General features: G+C 40.0%; 15 protein-coding genes. 4 read left to right on the top strand and 11 right to left on the bottom strand.

Going from position 1 to position 14,102, the window contains the following annotated elements; genetic code table 11:
- Nucleotides 1–415 precede the first annotated feature (415 nt).
- Complete coding sequence (locus OQ5_RS0113405) at nt 416–1,624, bottom strand: ATP-binding protein (protein ID WP_016777980.1); 1,209 nt, start codon at nt 1,622–1,624, stop codon at nt 416–418.
- 247 nt (nt 1,625–1,871) lie between these two features.
- Nucleotides 1,872–3,056: an ATP-binding protein gene (locus OQ5_RS0113395; RefSeq protein ID WP_026055296.1), complete on the bottom strand. Its 1,185-nt coding sequence runs from the start codon at nt 3,054–3,056 to the stop codon at nt 1,872–1,874.
- 732 nt (nt 3,057–3,788) lie between these two features.
- Between OQ5_RS0113395 and OQ5_RS0113390 the strand changes: the two genes are divergently transcribed.
- Nucleotides 3,789–4,937 (top strand): glycosyltransferase, encoded by a 1,149-nt coding sequence (locus tag OQ5_RS0113390; protein ID WP_016777977.1) that lies wholly within the window; start codon nt 3,789–3,791, stop codon nt 4,935–4,937.
- Between the two features lie 49 nt (nt 4,938–4,986).
- Here the strand turns inward: OQ5_RS0113390 and OQ5_RS0113385 are convergent, their stop codons facing one another.
- Genes OQ5_RS0113385 through OQ5_RS0113375 form a run of 3 tightly spaced genes read right to left on the bottom strand, consistent with a single transcriptional unit; the run spans nt 4,987 to nt 6,178 of the window.
- Nucleotides 4,987–5,397: a protein-export chaperone SecB gene (locus OQ5_RS0113385; protein WP_016777976.1), complete on the bottom strand. Its 411-nt coding sequence runs from the start codon at nt 5,395–5,397 to the stop codon at nt 4,987–4,989.
- Between the two features lie 4 nt (nt 5,398–5,401).
- Entirely contained in the window at nt 5,402–5,776 is a 375-nt protein-coding gene (locus tag OQ5_RS0113380; RefSeq protein ID WP_016777975.1) for a hypothetical protein, read from the bottom strand.
- 6 nt (nt 5,777–5,782) lie between these two features.
- Nucleotides 5,783–6,178, bottom strand: a complete 396-nt coding sequence (locus tag OQ5_RS0113375; protein ID WP_016777974.1) for a HEPN domain-containing protein — start codon at nt 6,176–6,178, stop codon at nt 5,783–5,785.
- Between the two features lie 244 nt (nt 6,179–6,422).
- Here OQ5_RS0113375 and asnB point away from each other — a divergent pair, with 244 nt between their 5' ends.
- A complete protein-coding gene (gene asnB, locus OQ5_RS21110) occupies nt 6,423–8,099 on the top strand; it encodes an asparagine synthase (glutamine-hydrolyzing) (RefSeq protein WP_255297535.1) in 1,677 nt (558 codons plus the stop codon).
- A gap of 8 nt (nt 8,100–8,107) precedes the next feature.
- On the top strand, nt 8,108–8,281 hold the full coding sequence (locus tag OQ5_RS24735; RefSeq protein ID WP_255297534.1) for a hypothetical protein: 174 nt from the start codon (nt 8,108–8,110) through the stop codon (nt 8,279–8,281).
- 17 nt (nt 8,282–8,298) lie between these two features.
- Here the strand turns inward: OQ5_RS24735 and OQ5_RS0113365 are convergent, their stop codons facing one another.
- The 6 genes from OQ5_RS0113365 to OQ5_RS0113335 all read right to left on the bottom strand — a co-directional run bounded on the left by OQ5_RS0113365 (nt 8,299) and on the right by OQ5_RS0113335 (nt 12,439).
- Complete coding sequence (locus OQ5_RS0113365) at nt 8,299–9,342, bottom strand: glycosyltransferase family 4 protein (RefSeq protein ID WP_016777973.1); 1,044 nt, start codon at nt 9,340–9,342, stop codon at nt 8,299–8,301.
- A 7-nt stretch (nt 9,343–9,349) separates the two neighbouring features.
- Nucleotides 9,350–9,607: a Txe/YoeB family addiction module toxin gene (locus tag OQ5_RS0113360; RefSeq protein ID WP_016777972.1), complete on the bottom strand. Its 258-nt coding sequence runs from the start codon at nt 9,605–9,607 to the stop codon at nt 9,350–9,352.
- Nucleotides 9,604–9,858: a type II toxin-antitoxin system Phd/YefM family antitoxin gene (locus OQ5_RS0113355; protein ID WP_016777971.1), complete on the bottom strand. Its 255-nt coding sequence runs from the start codon at nt 9,856–9,858 to the stop codon at nt 9,604–9,606. Before OQ5_RS0113355 ends, OQ5_RS0113360 begins: the two co-directional genes overlap by 4 nt.
- Nucleotides 9,859–10,047: 189 nt before the next feature.
- The gene (locus OQ5_RS21105) at nt 10,048–10,311 is read right to left on the bottom strand and encodes a DUF5615 family PIN-like protein (protein WP_016777970.1); all 264 of its coding nucleotides are present in this window, start codon (nt 10,309–10,311) and stop codon (nt 10,048–10,050) included.
- Nucleotides 10,312–10,313: 2 nt separating this feature from the next.
- Nucleotides 10,314–10,547 (bottom strand): DUF433 domain-containing protein, encoded by a 234-nt coding sequence (locus OQ5_RS0113345; RefSeq protein ID WP_016777969.1) that lies wholly within the window; start codon nt 10,545–10,547, stop codon nt 10,314–10,316.
- Nucleotides 10,548–11,137: 590 nt separating this feature from the next.
- Entirely contained in the window at nt 11,138–12,439 is a 1,302-nt protein-coding gene (locus tag OQ5_RS0113335) for an O-antigen ligase family protein (RefSeq protein WP_016777967.1), read from the bottom strand.
- Nucleotides 12,440–12,601: 162 nt separating this feature from the next.
- Here OQ5_RS0113335 and OQ5_RS0113330 point away from each other — a divergent pair.
- Nucleotides 12,602–14,102: IS5 family transposase (locus OQ5_RS0113330; RefSeq protein WP_044107872.1), on the top strand; the 1,501-nt coding region annotated here is incomplete at its 3' end.

Below are 14,102 nucleotides of genomic sequence, written 5' to 3'. Positions count from 1 at the left end.
GGTGTAAATAATTTATTATTAATTATTTAAGTGTTATTCAGCAAACCCTAATTGGTAATTGGTAATTGAAAAATCTGTGATAACTGTGGTGAATTCTTAGTCTCTCAACCTTAACCTTATCCTCAGCCTGTTTTGTTGCCGGTTGCTGGTTGCTGGTTACTGGTTGCTTGTTGCTTGTTGCTTGTTGCTGGTTCGCTCGGCTCTGCCGCTTGTCTTGTAAGAATTGGTCAATTGGTTAATTGGTCAATTGGTTCATTGGTTCATTGATAATTGGTAATTGATAATTGGTAATTGATAATTGATCATTGTTCATTGAAATAATCTGTGTTCATCTGTGATATTTGTGGTGAATTCTCAACCTTATCCTCAACCTCAACCTCAATCTCAACCTTATTACTGAATGTTTGGCTGCAGTTTAAAATCGGGTTAAAAATTTACGGATGTGCCAGTGTTCAATCCCTTTGAAATTTCCCGAAGCCATTTCATCCATAGAGATTACCATTTTGGTGTAATTATCCTTGATTTTCAGAAGATTCCCAAATTCTCGTTTGTGCGTTTTTTCGTCGGGAATTAAGTAGGCTGCCTGGATATATATTTTTTCATTTTGTTTTGCTGCCACAAAGTCTATTTCCAAATCTTCAATTTTTCCTACATATACCTTGAAACCTTTGTATTTCAGATGGTGGTAGATAAGGTTTTCCAATATTTTTCCAATATCTTTTTGATTGTAAGGTATTAAAGCATGTCTGAGACCTGTGTCTTCGAAATAATATTTTTCACCGATTTCGAATATTTTTTTTCCGATGACATCAGTTCTCTTCACCCGGTCAATAAAGAAAACCGACTGTAAATGGGAGAGATATTCCAGAACCATTCTTGTTGAAAGGTTGATATTTTGTGATTTCAGATAATCGCTAATTCGTTTTGCGGATACCAGGCTGCCGGTGTTTTCTGCAATAAAGTGTATCAAGTCTTGCAAAAAATTTACATTCCTGATATTGTAACGCATAACAATGTCGCGCAGTACAATTGAATTGAAGACATTATTCAGATATTCATAATAAACCTCTTCCTGTTTTTTTAAATTGATCAGGTGTGGTAAACCACCGTATTTAATATAGCTTAATAAACTGTCGTTGCTGTCTTCAACCTGGTGAAATGAAAGAAACTCAGGATAGCTCAATGCAAATATCCGGATTTGGATAAAACGGCCGGCAAGAAAAGTAGAAAGTTCGCCCGATAAAAGCTTTGAATTGCTGCCGGTACAATATATGTCGAAATTGTCATTATTTTGAAAATGTCGCAATGCTTTCTCAAATTCTTCAATGTCCTGAATTTCATCAATAAAAAGACAGTTGTTCTTTTTTTTATCGAGGTTTCGATTTACATAGTTAATCAGGTCTTTGTAATTGTTTATATCATCAAATTCATAATCTTCTTTGTTAATGTATATAAGTTTTGCAGTTTTATCTCTTTTTTGAATTTCATCCATTACCTGATAAAGGATATAGCTTTTCCCGACCCGTCGTTGTCCTGTAAATATTTTTATTAAACTATTGCCAATGAATGGTTCTACTTGTTTAAAATACTTTGGGCGTGGTATGTAATCTTTAACTTTTATCATTGTGTGAGTTTTATTTATGAATAAAACTTATTTGTGGTTTTTGTGTTCGTTTACGTGTAAGTAAAATTAGTAGATTGTTTGGAATTTCGCAACTTATTGCACCACAGATTGCACAGATTCTTTGTAAGCAAAGCGGCAGAGCCGAGCGAGCGCAGATTTTTCAATATGAATATTTTTTGCTTGACCTCAACCTCAGCCTTAACCTCAGCCTCAGCCTCAGCCTCAGCCTCAACCTCAGCTTCAGCCTTTAGTATAACAATCCGAAGAGCCACAGCGGAATGGTACTTAGGGTGCCGCTTTCGATATTATCTTTCACAATAAAAGCGTGATCAAGATTCTTTATTTGATGCTGTGTTTTGTTTTTACCACCTATTTCAAAGGTGTACTTATTGTTAACGTAAAAGTCTCCCCTGGGAGGTAAGCTTACTTTATGGCCGACACTAATATGTTGTATGAAGAATGTTTCACGCAAGTTACCAATATCCGGTGAGTCATCGGATATGGCATAAGCCAGATTGGTATTATGTAACCAAATTTTATCGGGTTTGGTTAAGGTACTAATGCTCTTATTTTGTTTGTAAATGATGTGCAATAGTTCAGCTTTATGAAGAAGATGCAAGGCCTGAACCAGCGCATTACGATTGATGGATATTTTATCAGCCAGCTTACTAATATTAGGGGTATAAGGAACATTTGTGGCTAATACGTATAGCAGGCGTTTGAACTTTGCAATATTTGAATATTCAATGTTTTCGATGCTTTGTAAATCAATGTCTAATATTAAATTGATGATGTTATTTAATTGCTGATAATATTCGTATTTATCATCCTTAAAATAAGGATAAGCCCCTGATTCGTAATAGGCATTCAGATATTTTAAAGGTTTAAATTGTTTGGATAAATTGTCACTTAATGAGATGTGGCTATTAATGATGTCGTCTAAAGAAATCAATGGTAGTTTAATTTGATGGTAAAGTTCCAGATACTCCCTGAATGATAGTTCTTTTAAGTGATAATTGAGAGCCCGCCTGCTTAAATCTGACTCTCCCTTGTAAATGTCTAATACTGACGATGAGGTAAAAATGACTTTCAGATCGGGAAAATCATCGTATATCAGTTTTAATTCCCTCGACCAGTTGGGGTATTTGTGCACTTCGTCCAATAAGAGTAATTCACCGCCTGTTTGGAAAAAATTTTCAGCCAGGGTATAGAGGCTGTTCTCAGTGAAGAATAAATCATCTAAAGCTACATACAGGACTTCTTTATCGGAGTGTTTAGCCAATTGAAGCAGTATGGTGGTTTTGCCAACACCCCGCGCCCCCAAAACAGAAATAAGTTGATTATTGGTATCGAGCTGCTTGAACAGGTAACGATGAAACTCATCGCTTACGGCTTGAATTTTCTTTCTTGATTTTACCAGTAATTTTTCCATTATTGCTACCCGTTTGAGCAAAAATAACAAAAAAATGCTTCTGTCGGAAGCAAAACGCAAAAAGAGTTGAGTTTTTTAACCTCAACCTAAGCCTTAACCTTATCCTCAACCTGTTTTGTTGCCGGTTGCTGGCTACTCGTTGCTGGTTACTGGTTGCTGGTTGTTTGTGGCCGGTTGCTGGTTGCTGGTTCGCTCGGCTCTGCCGCATGTCTTGCAAGAATTCGTCAATTGGTCAATTGGTTCATTGATAATTGGTAATTGATAATTGATAATTGTTCATTGAAAAATCTGTGATATCTGTGGTGGATTCTTAGTCTCTCAACCTTAACCTTATCCTCAACCTGTTTTGTTGCCGGTTGCTGGCTACTCGTTGCTGGTTACTGGTTGCTGGTTGTTTGTGGCCGGTTGCTGGTTGCTGGTTCGCTCGGCTCTGCCGCATGTCTTGCAAGAATTCGTCAATTGGTCAATTGGTTCATTGATAATTGATAATTGATAATTGATAATTGATAACTGGTCATTGATAAATCTGTGTTCTTCTGTGCCTTATGTGGTGCATTCTCAACCTCAGCCTCAACCTCAACCTCAACCTTAGCCTTAGCCTAATCCTCAGCCTAAGCCCTTTTAGAAGTCATTGTTTTCGCAAAAACTTTCAGTATTCCATTTTGTAAAGATGCAAACTTTCTGCTGACTACTGTCAAAAAACTACCCACTATCCACTATCTTTGCTCTGCTATGAGTAAGAAAAAGAAACGAATATTGATTATATACGATTATTTTACACCTGCTTTTAAAGCCGGAGGCCCCATACAATCGCTTACCAACATGGTCCGTTTGCTGAGTGAACGTTATGCGTTTTATGTGTTGACCCGGGATGTGGATTTAGATGGCACATCGTTGGAAGTTGAGAGTGATAAATGGAGTGATTTTGAGGGTAAGACTAAGGTGTTTTATGCTTCCAATGAGAATACAGGTTATTCAGTTGTTTCCCGATTGATACAGGAAGTGAGGCCGGATATTGTTTATATTAACGGGCTGTTTTCCCTTTTTGCAACGGTTTATCCGCTAATTTTTAATGCCTTGCATTCAAAAACGGGGCGGAAGGTGATTATTGCTCCGCGAGGCATGTTTCAAAAGGGAGCTTTGGCTCTGAAGGCTGCAAAAAAGAAATATTTCCTGATGGTGATGAAGCCTTTTATGAAGGTTGGTAATGTTGCCTGGCATGCAACGGATGAACAGGAAAAACAGGATATTCAGAAGAATGTGGGAAAGAAGGCTTCCATATCAGTTGCCGGAAATGTTCCCGCCATAATACAGGAAGGTAATCTTGTTGATTTTATAAGTGAAGAGTTACGGTTGGTTACTGTTGCTTTGGTCGTCAGGATGAAAAATCATTTGGCATTGCTAAATGTACTGAGAGATTACAATGGAAAACGACCGATAGTTTATGACATTTACGGCCCGCTAAAGGATGAGGATTACTGGTTGGAATGCAGGCAAATAATAGATAAAATGCCAGCAAATGTGACAGTCAACTATAAAGGGGCAGTGGAACCACCTTTAGTTGCCAGGATTCTTTCTAATTATCATTGTTTTGTGCTGCCGACGTTCGGAGAGAATTTCGGGCATTCTATTTTTGAAGCTCTGGCGGCCGGATTGCCGGTTATGATCAGTGATAAAACGCCCTGGCGGCATCTGGAAGAGAAGGGAGCCGGGTGGGTTTTTGATTTAAATGAGAAGGGTGATTTTGAGAGGGCACTGGAGGAGCTATTAAACACTTCATCCGAAGCGCTTAAAAATAAGGGAGAGAAAGCGAGGAAGCTTGCAGAAAAGTATTTTGCGGAAGCAGGGCTGGAGGAACGATATGAGGAGGTTTTTGGCTGATGGGCTGAAGATAAATAACTCATCAACTCAATAATCATCAGTTCGTCAGCTAATCAATGGTGGTTGTATTGTCCTTCAAATCTTTACCCAGTGAACTTAAATTTAAGGTAGGAAGTGTAACAGGTTTTACGCCACTTAAAGTTGTTAGCGTAGATATGTAGGCCCTGATATAGGGAAAAAGGATTGCAGGCGCATTGATGTAAAAAAAGTTGTCAATGTGATCAGGATCGGCATCTTTATCAAATGAAAAAGTTGCTTTGGCCTTTATATAAGCAGAGAAGGCATTGTTTTCATCTTTTATTGTTGTTTCCAGAGTAAGCAAAAATATGGATTGGGTTTTATCTATTTCACCTTTTGGTATAAAAGATAATTTCAATTCATGCGCAATGTTGTCATGATTTTGCTTGATGTGAGAATCAATTATTTTGTATCCTTTAAATTGAAAACTTGAGTTGTTCATAATTTCAGGCTGCTAATGCATAATTAGTGGTAGGGTCAATACTATCATTAATGTTGGTATCGAAAAATGATTCTAACCACGAATCATCCACTGTATTGGTTATTCTGGTACCGATAATCTCAAACTCTGGTTGTGCTATATCAAAGGTTGAGTCTATGGATACAAATAAAATTTCTTCATTTTTATAATTGTTTTCAAAAGAGTGTTCAAACTCATCTTCAGCTTTCAAATATGCTTCGTTGCTTGTGTACGCATCCAGAGGTCTGACTTGAATGAGGTGGGTTCCGGTTGATGGATTGACCCCGTATTTGAATGACATCTCCGGGAAAAGAGAGGAGATGTTTTTGAGTTGTTGAATTATGAAATTTCTTGCTGTCATGGACGATTAAAATATTCTTGTTAGTTCCGTTCTTATTTCTTTTGCCAAATACTGAGCTCTAGTGGCTTTGTCGTAATTAATATCTACAGGATCGTAATCTGATTCCTGACGCAATTCTTTCAATTGCTTAATCTCTCGTTTGTATTTTCTTGAGATTTGGAGTGTTGTTTTTTTGCTTAATTCGGTATGGATATAATTTATTGAATAACTGTGAATTTCATGTTTGTGAATGTTAAGCTCTTCGGTTGTAAATTCAAAAAAATCATACAAAATGGCTTTTAATTCCTGAAAACATCCGTAATAATAACAATGAATGCAAGGGGCATAAAGCGTGTTTTCTAATAACAAATCTCCGGCATTGATGTTTAATAATGCTTTGTTTTTTAAGGAATTTGCTTCCATTTTGGGGTTACAAACTTAATGTTTTTGATAAAGATTAGGGTAAAAATAGAAAATATTTTTAGAATTCGGATATATAATATATACTTTCGAAGAACTAAAAATAAGGACAAGGAAGCTAAGCGACTTGCCGGGTAGTATTTGACAAGTGCCGGACTTGAAGAGCTGTATTTTAGGTCATTAGGCGAGTAGGGGATTAGAGTTTAGGGGATTAGGTGAGTAGTTCATCAGTTCAATACTAAGAAATATGTGTGGAATCAACGGAATTATTTCAAATGCAATAGAAGATAAAGAAATCAGAGTTAAATCCATGAATGCCAGGCTGGCCCACAGAGGCCCAGATGATGAGGGTTTTTGGCAGGAAGGAGATGCTGCTCTTGGTCACAAACGTTTGTCTATTATTGATTTGTCCACGGCTGGTCATCAGCCAATGGTTTCGGCTTGTGGACGTTTTATACTGGTTTTTAACGGGGAGGTCTATAATTTCAGACAGCTGAGAAGTAAGTTTGATTACCCTTATAAATCGCACACCGATAGCGAGGTAGTATTGGCTGCATGGACAAAGACGGGACCTGAATGTGTGGAGCTGCTCAACGGCATGTTTGCTTTTGCGGTATGGGATAAAAAAGAGCAGGCCTTGTTTTTGGTAAGAGATCGCCTGGGTATAAAACCGCTTTACTGGAGCCTGAATGACAACGGTTTGTTTTTCTCTTCAGAAGTCAGGGCGCTTTTAGCATCAGGGAATGTATCAAAAGCGTTGAATGACGATTCGGTAGTTGATTTTTTGAGGTATCAAACGGTACAGACACCTGATACCATATTAAAGGAAGTTCGGATGCTGTTGCCCGGAACCATACTTACTTACAAACTGAATGTTAACGAAGTAACTACTGATTTTTACTGGCATCCTTTTCAGAAGATGGAGCAGAAACGACCGGGGAGCTATGATGAGGTAAAGAATAATGTCCGAAATCTCTTTTTTGAATCTGTGGAACGACGGCTGGTTGCTGATGTGCCTTTCGGGGCTTTTCTTTCCGGAGGAATTGATTCAAGTGCTGTTGTGGGAGCTATGGCCAAAGTTTCAAACAGCCAGATTGATACGTTTAATATTGCCTTTTCGGAAGATGAATTTTCCGAAGCGCCTTACGCCGGGTTTGTTGCAAAAATGCACCGAACCAATCATCATGAAATACATCTGAAACCGGATGATTTTTTACACTTGCTGCCGGATGCTTTATCGGCAATGGATCATCCCAGTGGCGATGGCCCTAATACCTGGGTGGTTTCTAAGATGACCAGACAGGCCGGTATTACCATGGCACTCTCAGGACTGGGAGGAGATGAGGTTTTTGGCGGGTATGCCATATTTAACCGTATGATGGCATTGGAAAGAAGGAAATGGTTATGGCAGTTGCCCCTGTTTTTGCGGCAACTGGCTGGCAGGAGTCTTGCATCTCTAAAGCCGGGAGTGGCTTCGTTAAAAGTGAAGCGACTTCTGGAAATGGAAGATTACAGCTTCGAAGAAGCCTTTTCCATTTCACGACAGGCTTTGATGGATCCACAACTTGCCGGAATGCTGAACCGGAATGACCTGCCTGTACATAATCCTGTGGAATGGCTTAAAAAACAGCAATTTCAAAAGGATGGAAATGTGTTGTCGCGGGTGTCGGTGGCAGAGCTAACTACTTATATGCAGAATGTATTGCTCCGCGATAGTGACCAGATGAGCATGGCTCATGCTCTGGAGGTACGTGTACCGTTCCTGGATCATGAGCTGGTGGAGTATGTGTTATCGTTACCTGATAATATCAAGCGGCCGGTTACGCCAAAAAAGTTGCTGGTAGATAGCATGCCTGATCTTTTGCCCGATTACATTGTTAACCGTCCCAAGATGGGGTTGTTTTCCCCTGGCGCGACTGGCTGAAAGGGGAGATGCACAGTTATGCGGATGAGCGCATTCGCTCTATTGCTCAACGTGAGATGTTTAATGAAAAGGGAGTATTGGATATCTGGAGCCGCTTCCTGAAAGGGGATGCTTCGGTTACGTTTTCGAGGGTGTGGCCGCTGGTGGTGCTGGAAGAGTGGATTCGGGAAATAGACCGCTAAAGCAGGTCGAACCTGCTTTAGCGGCCTATTTCCCGAATCACCTTTTCCGCCCACATTTCCGGATTATAACTAACGCCCAGTTGGTGGCTGTGTCCGGCCATGGCTCTGAGTTCTGTGTCACTCAGGCTCATGATTCTTTTCAGGGCTTCTTTCAGACTTTCTTTGTTTGCATTTTCAAACAAAAAGCCGTTTTTGCCTTCTTCCAGGAAGCGGGTGGTGCCGCCAATGGCGTTGGAACATAACATCGGGAAGCCGGCGGCTGCCATTTCATGCACTACCACTCCCCAGGGTTCAAAGCGGCTGGGTAAGACAAATACACCTGCTCCCTTTAAGGTGTGTTTCAGTTCTTCGGGTTGCAAAAAACCGAGATGTTTGATTTTGGGATGCGTTGGGCGCTGGTCGAATAATTCCCCGGTGCCGGCACACCACAATTCCCATTCATTGGGCGATTCTTCCTGAAGTTCCATAAAAGCAGGGAAGAGGAGGTCGAGCCCTTTTTGGTGCACGTACCGGCCTACATAAACCAGTTTTCGCGGATAGGGATCGGCATTGATTCTGTCTGCTGCCGATGAGGAGAATAATTTTACATCGGCAGAATAGAAACCTTCCTCAATGTTTTCTGCTTTAAAACCCAGTTTTATTGCATATTTCTTTTGAGGTGTTCCCGGTACCCATGCGTGTGAGTATGAGCGTTGGAGGATAAACGGTGCTGCCAGTCGCATGAGTTGTTGTCTGGCTGTCCCCAGCCATTGATTGTCCATGCTCATAACGGTGGGAACTTTGCCTTTGAAATATCTGCAAACTTTAAGGTAACCTTTATCCACCCAGCCACTGGATATAATAATATCGGGCTGAATGTTTTTGGCAAGTTCTACCAATTCTGCATGGTTGTAATCATTGCGCTCGTAAATGGTTACGCCGTCAGGAAAACTAAACTGAAACGGGGCTTCTTTATTCACAGGCCATCGAACAATATGGATTGTATGCCCTTTTTTTGTCAATTCTTTAACGCCTGCCAGAAAGTAGGAGGCAAGTTCGGTGTAGAGGAAGAGGATATTCATTTGTCAGTTAGTCGTAATGATACCTGCATTTGGCAATTAAGATGTCGTTATCTTTCACTTTATAAATTAATCGGTGTTCATCATTTATCCGTCTGGACCAAAAACCTTTATACTTATATTTTAGGGGTTCAGGTTTTCCTGTTCCTGAAAACGGGGTTCTTGAAATCTCTCTGAGCAACAGATTAATCCGCCTGAGCATTTTCCGGTCTGTTTTTTGCCAAAACAGGTAGTCTTCCCATGACTCGTCTACAAAGATATACCTCATTCTTCAATTAAGTCTTTGCTAAAAAAATTGTTGTGATTTAATTTTTCAATAGCAGAATCGAGTCTTTTTTCGTTTGTTTTTGATGACAACTCATGGTGTGTGGCGCACAATGAATTATACTCATCCAACGACATCACAACCACCCCGGTGTCTTTTCCTCTGTTAATAATCAGAGTTTCAAAGTTTGAAGTCACGGAGTCAAGATATTTTTTTATATCTTTTCTGAAATCGGAAATTGTTGTTGTAAGCATGGTCTTGTTTGTTTTTGTACGTTTTGTTGTACAAAATTAAGTACATCGAGTTGATTTTGCAATAGCAAAGCTAAAATATAAGACGGAGAGAAAAGGATGGGGTGGTGGGGCCCCCTAAATCTCCCCCAGGGGGGACTTATTAGTGTCTGTCCATAAAGTGCCATTTACTGTGTTTCCCTCGTCCGAAAATTACTCATTTACGAAAAGTAAACGTGGTAAATCAGAGAGCCTGATAAGCAAAACCCCGCAATGGTTTAACCTTAGGCGAAAAGTTAATTCTCCAAAATCTTTGTCTTCTGTAATAAGCAATGCATTAACTTTATTGGCAATGCTTAGTACTTGTTGGTCATTAATTCCCGGACTCGTTTCAATTATTGCTGTGACATCATAGCCTGCTTTTCTGAGAGAATTTACCAGACTAAAGTCAACGCTTTCGTCCGCAACAATAACCATATTCAGGATGCTTTGTTAAGAATTATTTCGTTTTTTATGGCATCTGCAGCAAATAGAAGACAGGCCAGGATATCTTCTTTATCAATGGATGGATATGCCTGGATGAGTTCTTCATAAGTATCGCCATTGGCCAACTTTTCCAATATAAGGTCTACCGATATACGAGTATTTTTGATTACCGGTTTTCCATATAATTTCTTAGGATCTGATTCAATATGCAATTTCCAGTCAGTCATAATTTTTTAACAATTATACGGTAACTACCAGCTAAAAATATAGTGTTTTGTGGGATAATGCAAATATTTTAATGGAAGGCGCCGTAAGCATAAATATTAGCTTCTTAGTTCTTGACTCGTAGCTCTTAGTTTAAAATTTGAAATATTCGTTTTTATCTCTTGTCGCTAACCCACTGGTCTATAGGTACTTTTAATTTGAAGTCCCCTAAATCCCCCCAAAGGGAGACTTATTAGAAATACTCATTCAAATTTGGTTAATCTCTGTTATTTGAGATGCAACCCTATCTTATGTGATCTTATGTGTTCTTATGTGGTGAATTCTCAACCTTAGCCTTAACCTCAACCTCAATCTTTTGACCTGCTCTGCCACCGCTCCGCGGTTCAGGGAGTTCCTGTGCCATAATATTATTCTACCGTTCTGTCGCCGCCCTGCGGCTTCTATCAACCTGTTAACCTACTTGCCTACTCGCCTATTCGCCTACTTGCCTCTGTGGTGAATTCTTAACCTCAACCTCAACCTCAACCTCAACCTCAACCTTAACCTTAACCTTAACCTTAACCTTAACCTATTGACCTATTGACCTACTGACCTACTGACCTAAATCCTCAGCTTGCCCATAAAACTCAGGATTCCCCAACATGCTCAAAATAATAACGAGTACAATAGTAAATGGATTGAGTGTGGCCACGAGCCATGACTCAACGGTACAGGACAACAAAATGCCGAAGAATACAGCCCACACCATTGGTGTGAAACGCGAAGCACGAATAAAGTTCACCAACCAGCCAAATATAAAAAGGATAAGTCCGGTCAGACCGGTATCGAGCCACATTGTAAGCCAGCTGTTGTGGACATTACCCTGGTGTCCGTGTTGTTCAAAATAGTCGCGATATTGAGCCAATATATGTTCGTTGAATGAAAATCCGTGGCTGAACCAATAATTTTCTTTGATATGTCTCCAGGCAACTTCTGCAACGATTACTCGTCCTGATCCGGTTTCAAGTGTCTCCAGCCGAAAATAGTCGGCCAGCCCCAGGGAAATAACGATTTCTTCAAAATTAGCCATCACATATTGATAAGAAATGAAAATGGCAGACATGATGATGAAACCTGTAATGACATCCCTGCGCAATAAGAACCATGCTGTAATGAATATGGCTGTAGAGAAAATGCCCCCGCGGGAACCGCTCATAATTAAGGATGCAAAAATTAGTGCATAAATAAAGATGGACTGATTCCTGGTAAAAAGATGTTTGTGGAAATGAATGATAAAAGTGAAAAGAGCAGTGAAAACAAAACCGTATATCCCCATGCCATTGGGATTTCCAAGAAGCCCTGAGTAACGTTCGCCCTTAAAAATAACAAAGTCGGGATAAAAAACACGCAAAGCTATGCCACTTGCCAGAATCAGTACACCTACCATGACAAGATGATATAAGAATCGTTCCCGCTCATAGGTGAGTAACAGATTAACAAGCGGGGGAATTACCGTTAGTAAAAGAACATACGAAACGGTTTTCTGAAACCCTTCAAAAGCAACCGGACTGCCAATAAGCGAAGCAAATGCCACAATAAAAAAGGGAATATAAGGTTTAACAAACCTAAGCGGATCTTCCTTTTCTTTGGGCATGACCAGAAACAGATACCCCATCACCAGCATCATGAGAGGTTTCAAATCTTCTGCAAAGCTGAAAACAGGTCTGCGACTGTCACTGAAAGTAAGTATTAACCAAAACCCTAACAACAACCACAGCCAGGCACCCTTCTTTCGTAATATGAGCATGTGAAGCGGGACTACAACATACACCAAAGGGCCGGCAAAGGCCCCGACTAATACCCAAAACAGGAGGATGAGGTAGTTGTTTTTTTCGTATAATAGTTGGTTTAGCATAGAGACCTGCTGTTTGTAGGATTGTAAATTATATATAGAAAAAATAACAATGTTTTATCAGCCAGGAGGTTTTAATAGATAAGTAGGGCCTGCTGAATAACTCTATATGGTCTAAAAATTAATAAATTATGGCGATATTTGGGTAATAAAGTGCAAAGAAATATGGCAAAAGCTCAAAAATACCGTGCATCTAAGCAAGCTTATGTGAGTACAAATCAATTGTCGTTGACTGGATTTGAGACTCCATTTAGTCGTTCACTTCGCAGAGATAATCGTTGGGTTGTTTTGGCCCATAAAATTCCCTGGGATCCTTTGGCCTCCGTTTATAGAAGACAAATGGGTAACGATCGAACAGGTGCTGGTGGAATCAATCCACGAGTAGCGTTAGGAGCATTGATCATCAAACACATTTGTGATTTGAGTGACAGAGAAACCATTCAGCAGATACAGGAAAACATGTATATGCAGTACTTTATTGGTTACAGTGGCTTTTGTGATGAAGAACCGTTTGACCCTTCTCTATTTGTTGGGATCAGAAAACGTTTAGGTGTAGAGCAAATCAATGCCATCAATGAGTCAATACTTGGCCTTTCAAATGCAACGCAGAATCACGACTCACCCAAAGAGGATGATGCAGTTGGCAAGGACTCTTCATCGCAAGAAGATTCTTTATCAAAGGGAAAATCTGATAATGATCAAAAGCCGGCACCAACTCATAAAGGCGACCTTTTAATGGATGCAACAGCTTGTCCTCAGGATATTGCTTATCCCACTGACCTGAACCTTCTTAATGATGCCAGAGAAAAATCTCAGGAATTGATCGACATTCTTCATGATTTTACACTCCATGGAAAGAAGCCCAGAACTTATCGCCAGAAAGCACGCAAACAATACCTTCAGGTAGCCCAGAAGAAACGAAAAAGTAAAAAAGAACTTCGACAGGCCATACGGCGACAACTGGGGTATCTTGGACGTAATATTACCTACATTCATCATCTCTTGGATCAATATTCGTGCATTCCTTTCACTCGGGGGGAGTACAAATATTTTCTTGTGATTCAAACATTGTATGATCAGCAAAAAACAATGCATGTAGAACGTTCCCATAGCATTGAACATCGTATTGTCAGCATTCATCAACCACATGTACGACCAATAGTAAGAGGAAAGACCAATGCCAATGTGGAATTTGGAGCCAAAATACAAGTAAGCATGATGAATGGTTATGCATTCTTGGATGAATTTAGCTGGGAAGCATACAACGAAGGAACCAAATTGATGGATTCGGTTGAAAAGTATAAATCCAGATTTGGCTTCTATCCAGAACAGGTTATGGCTGATAAAATATATTGTAACCGTGTAAACCGGAAACGACTAAAAGAGCTGGGTATCAAACTAAGGGCCAAGCCACTTGGAAGACCCCGGGCAGTGAAAACAGAACACGTAAGACCGGGGGAAAGAAATCCAATAGAAGGGAAGTTTGGTCAAGCCAAAACTGCATACGGGATGAACCGGATAAAAGCAAGACTCCCTGATACAAGCGAAAGTTGGATTGCCACAGTTGTATTGGTGCTCAACCTGGTCAAATTGGCCGGGGCGGCACCGCTTACACAAATTTTCAGGTGGTTGTCTTTTTCAGCAAAAGGTACAATGAAAATGATTA

Source organism: Anaerophaga thermohalophila str. Valhall (assembly GCF_000250735.1).
Classification (GTDB): Bacteria; Bacteroidota; Bacteroidia; order Bacteroidales; family Marinilabiliaceae; genus Anaerophaga; species Anaerophaga thermohalophila_A.
Note: the sequence above shows the minus strand (reverse complement) of the source record. Positions and strands in the feature narration are given on the sequence as shown.

What these genes read in the sequence shown, in the direction of transcription:
- OQ5_RS0113405 (WP_016777980.1), bottom strand. Translation starts at nt 1,624, where the DNA reads ATGATAAAAGTTAAAGATTACATACCACGCCCAAAGTATTTTAAACAA.
- OQ5_RS0113395 (WP_026055296.1), bottom strand. Translation starts at nt 3,056, where the DNA reads ATGGAAAAATTACTGGTAAAATCAAGAAAGAAAATTCAAGCCGTAAGC.
- OQ5_RS0113390 (WP_016777977.1), top strand. Translation starts at nt 3,789, where the DNA reads ATGAGTAAGAAAAAGAAACGAATATTGATTATATACGATTATTTTACA.
- OQ5_RS0113385 (WP_016777976.1), bottom strand. Translation starts at nt 5,397, where the DNA reads ATGAACAACTCAAGTTTTCAATTTAAAGGATACAAAATAATTGATTCT.
- OQ5_RS0113380 (WP_016777975.1), bottom strand. Translation starts at nt 5,776, where the DNA reads ATGACAGCAAGAAATTTCATAATTCAACAACTCAAAAACATCTCCTCT.
- OQ5_RS0113375 (WP_016777974.1), bottom strand. Translation starts at nt 6,178, where the DNA reads ATGGAAGCAAATTCCTTAAAAAACAAAGCATTATTAAACATCAATGCC.
- asnB (WP_255297535.1), top strand. Translation starts at nt 6,423, where the DNA reads ATGTGTGGAATCAACGGAATTATTTCAAATGCAATAGAAGATAAAGAA.
- OQ5_RS24735 (WP_255297534.1), top strand. Translation starts at nt 8,108, where the DNA reads ATGCACAGTTATGCGGATGAGCGCATTCGCTCTATTGCTCAACGTGAG.
- OQ5_RS0113365 (WP_016777973.1), bottom strand. Translation starts at nt 9,342, where the DNA reads ATGAATATCCTCTTCCTCTACACCGAACTTGCCTCCTACTTTCTGGCA.
- OQ5_RS0113360 (WP_016777972.1), bottom strand. Translation starts at nt 9,607, where the DNA reads ATGAGGTATATCTTTGTAGACGAGTCATGGGAAGACTACCTGTTTTGG.
- OQ5_RS0113355 (WP_016777971.1), bottom strand. Translation starts at nt 9,858, where the DNA reads ATGCTTACAACAACAATTTCCGATTTCAGAAAAGATATAAAAAAATAT.
- OQ5_RS21105 (WP_016777970.1), bottom strand. Translation starts at nt 10,311, where the DNA reads ATGGTTATTGTTGCGGACGAAAGCGTTGACTTTAGTCTGGTAAATTCT.
- OQ5_RS0113345 (WP_016777969.1), bottom strand. Translation starts at nt 10,547, where the DNA reads ATGACTGACTGGAAATTGCATATTGAATCAGATCCTAAGAAATTATAT.
- OQ5_RS0113335 (WP_016777967.1), bottom strand. Translation starts at nt 12,439, where the DNA reads ATGCTAAACCAACTATTATACGAAAAAAACAACTACCTCATCCTCCTG.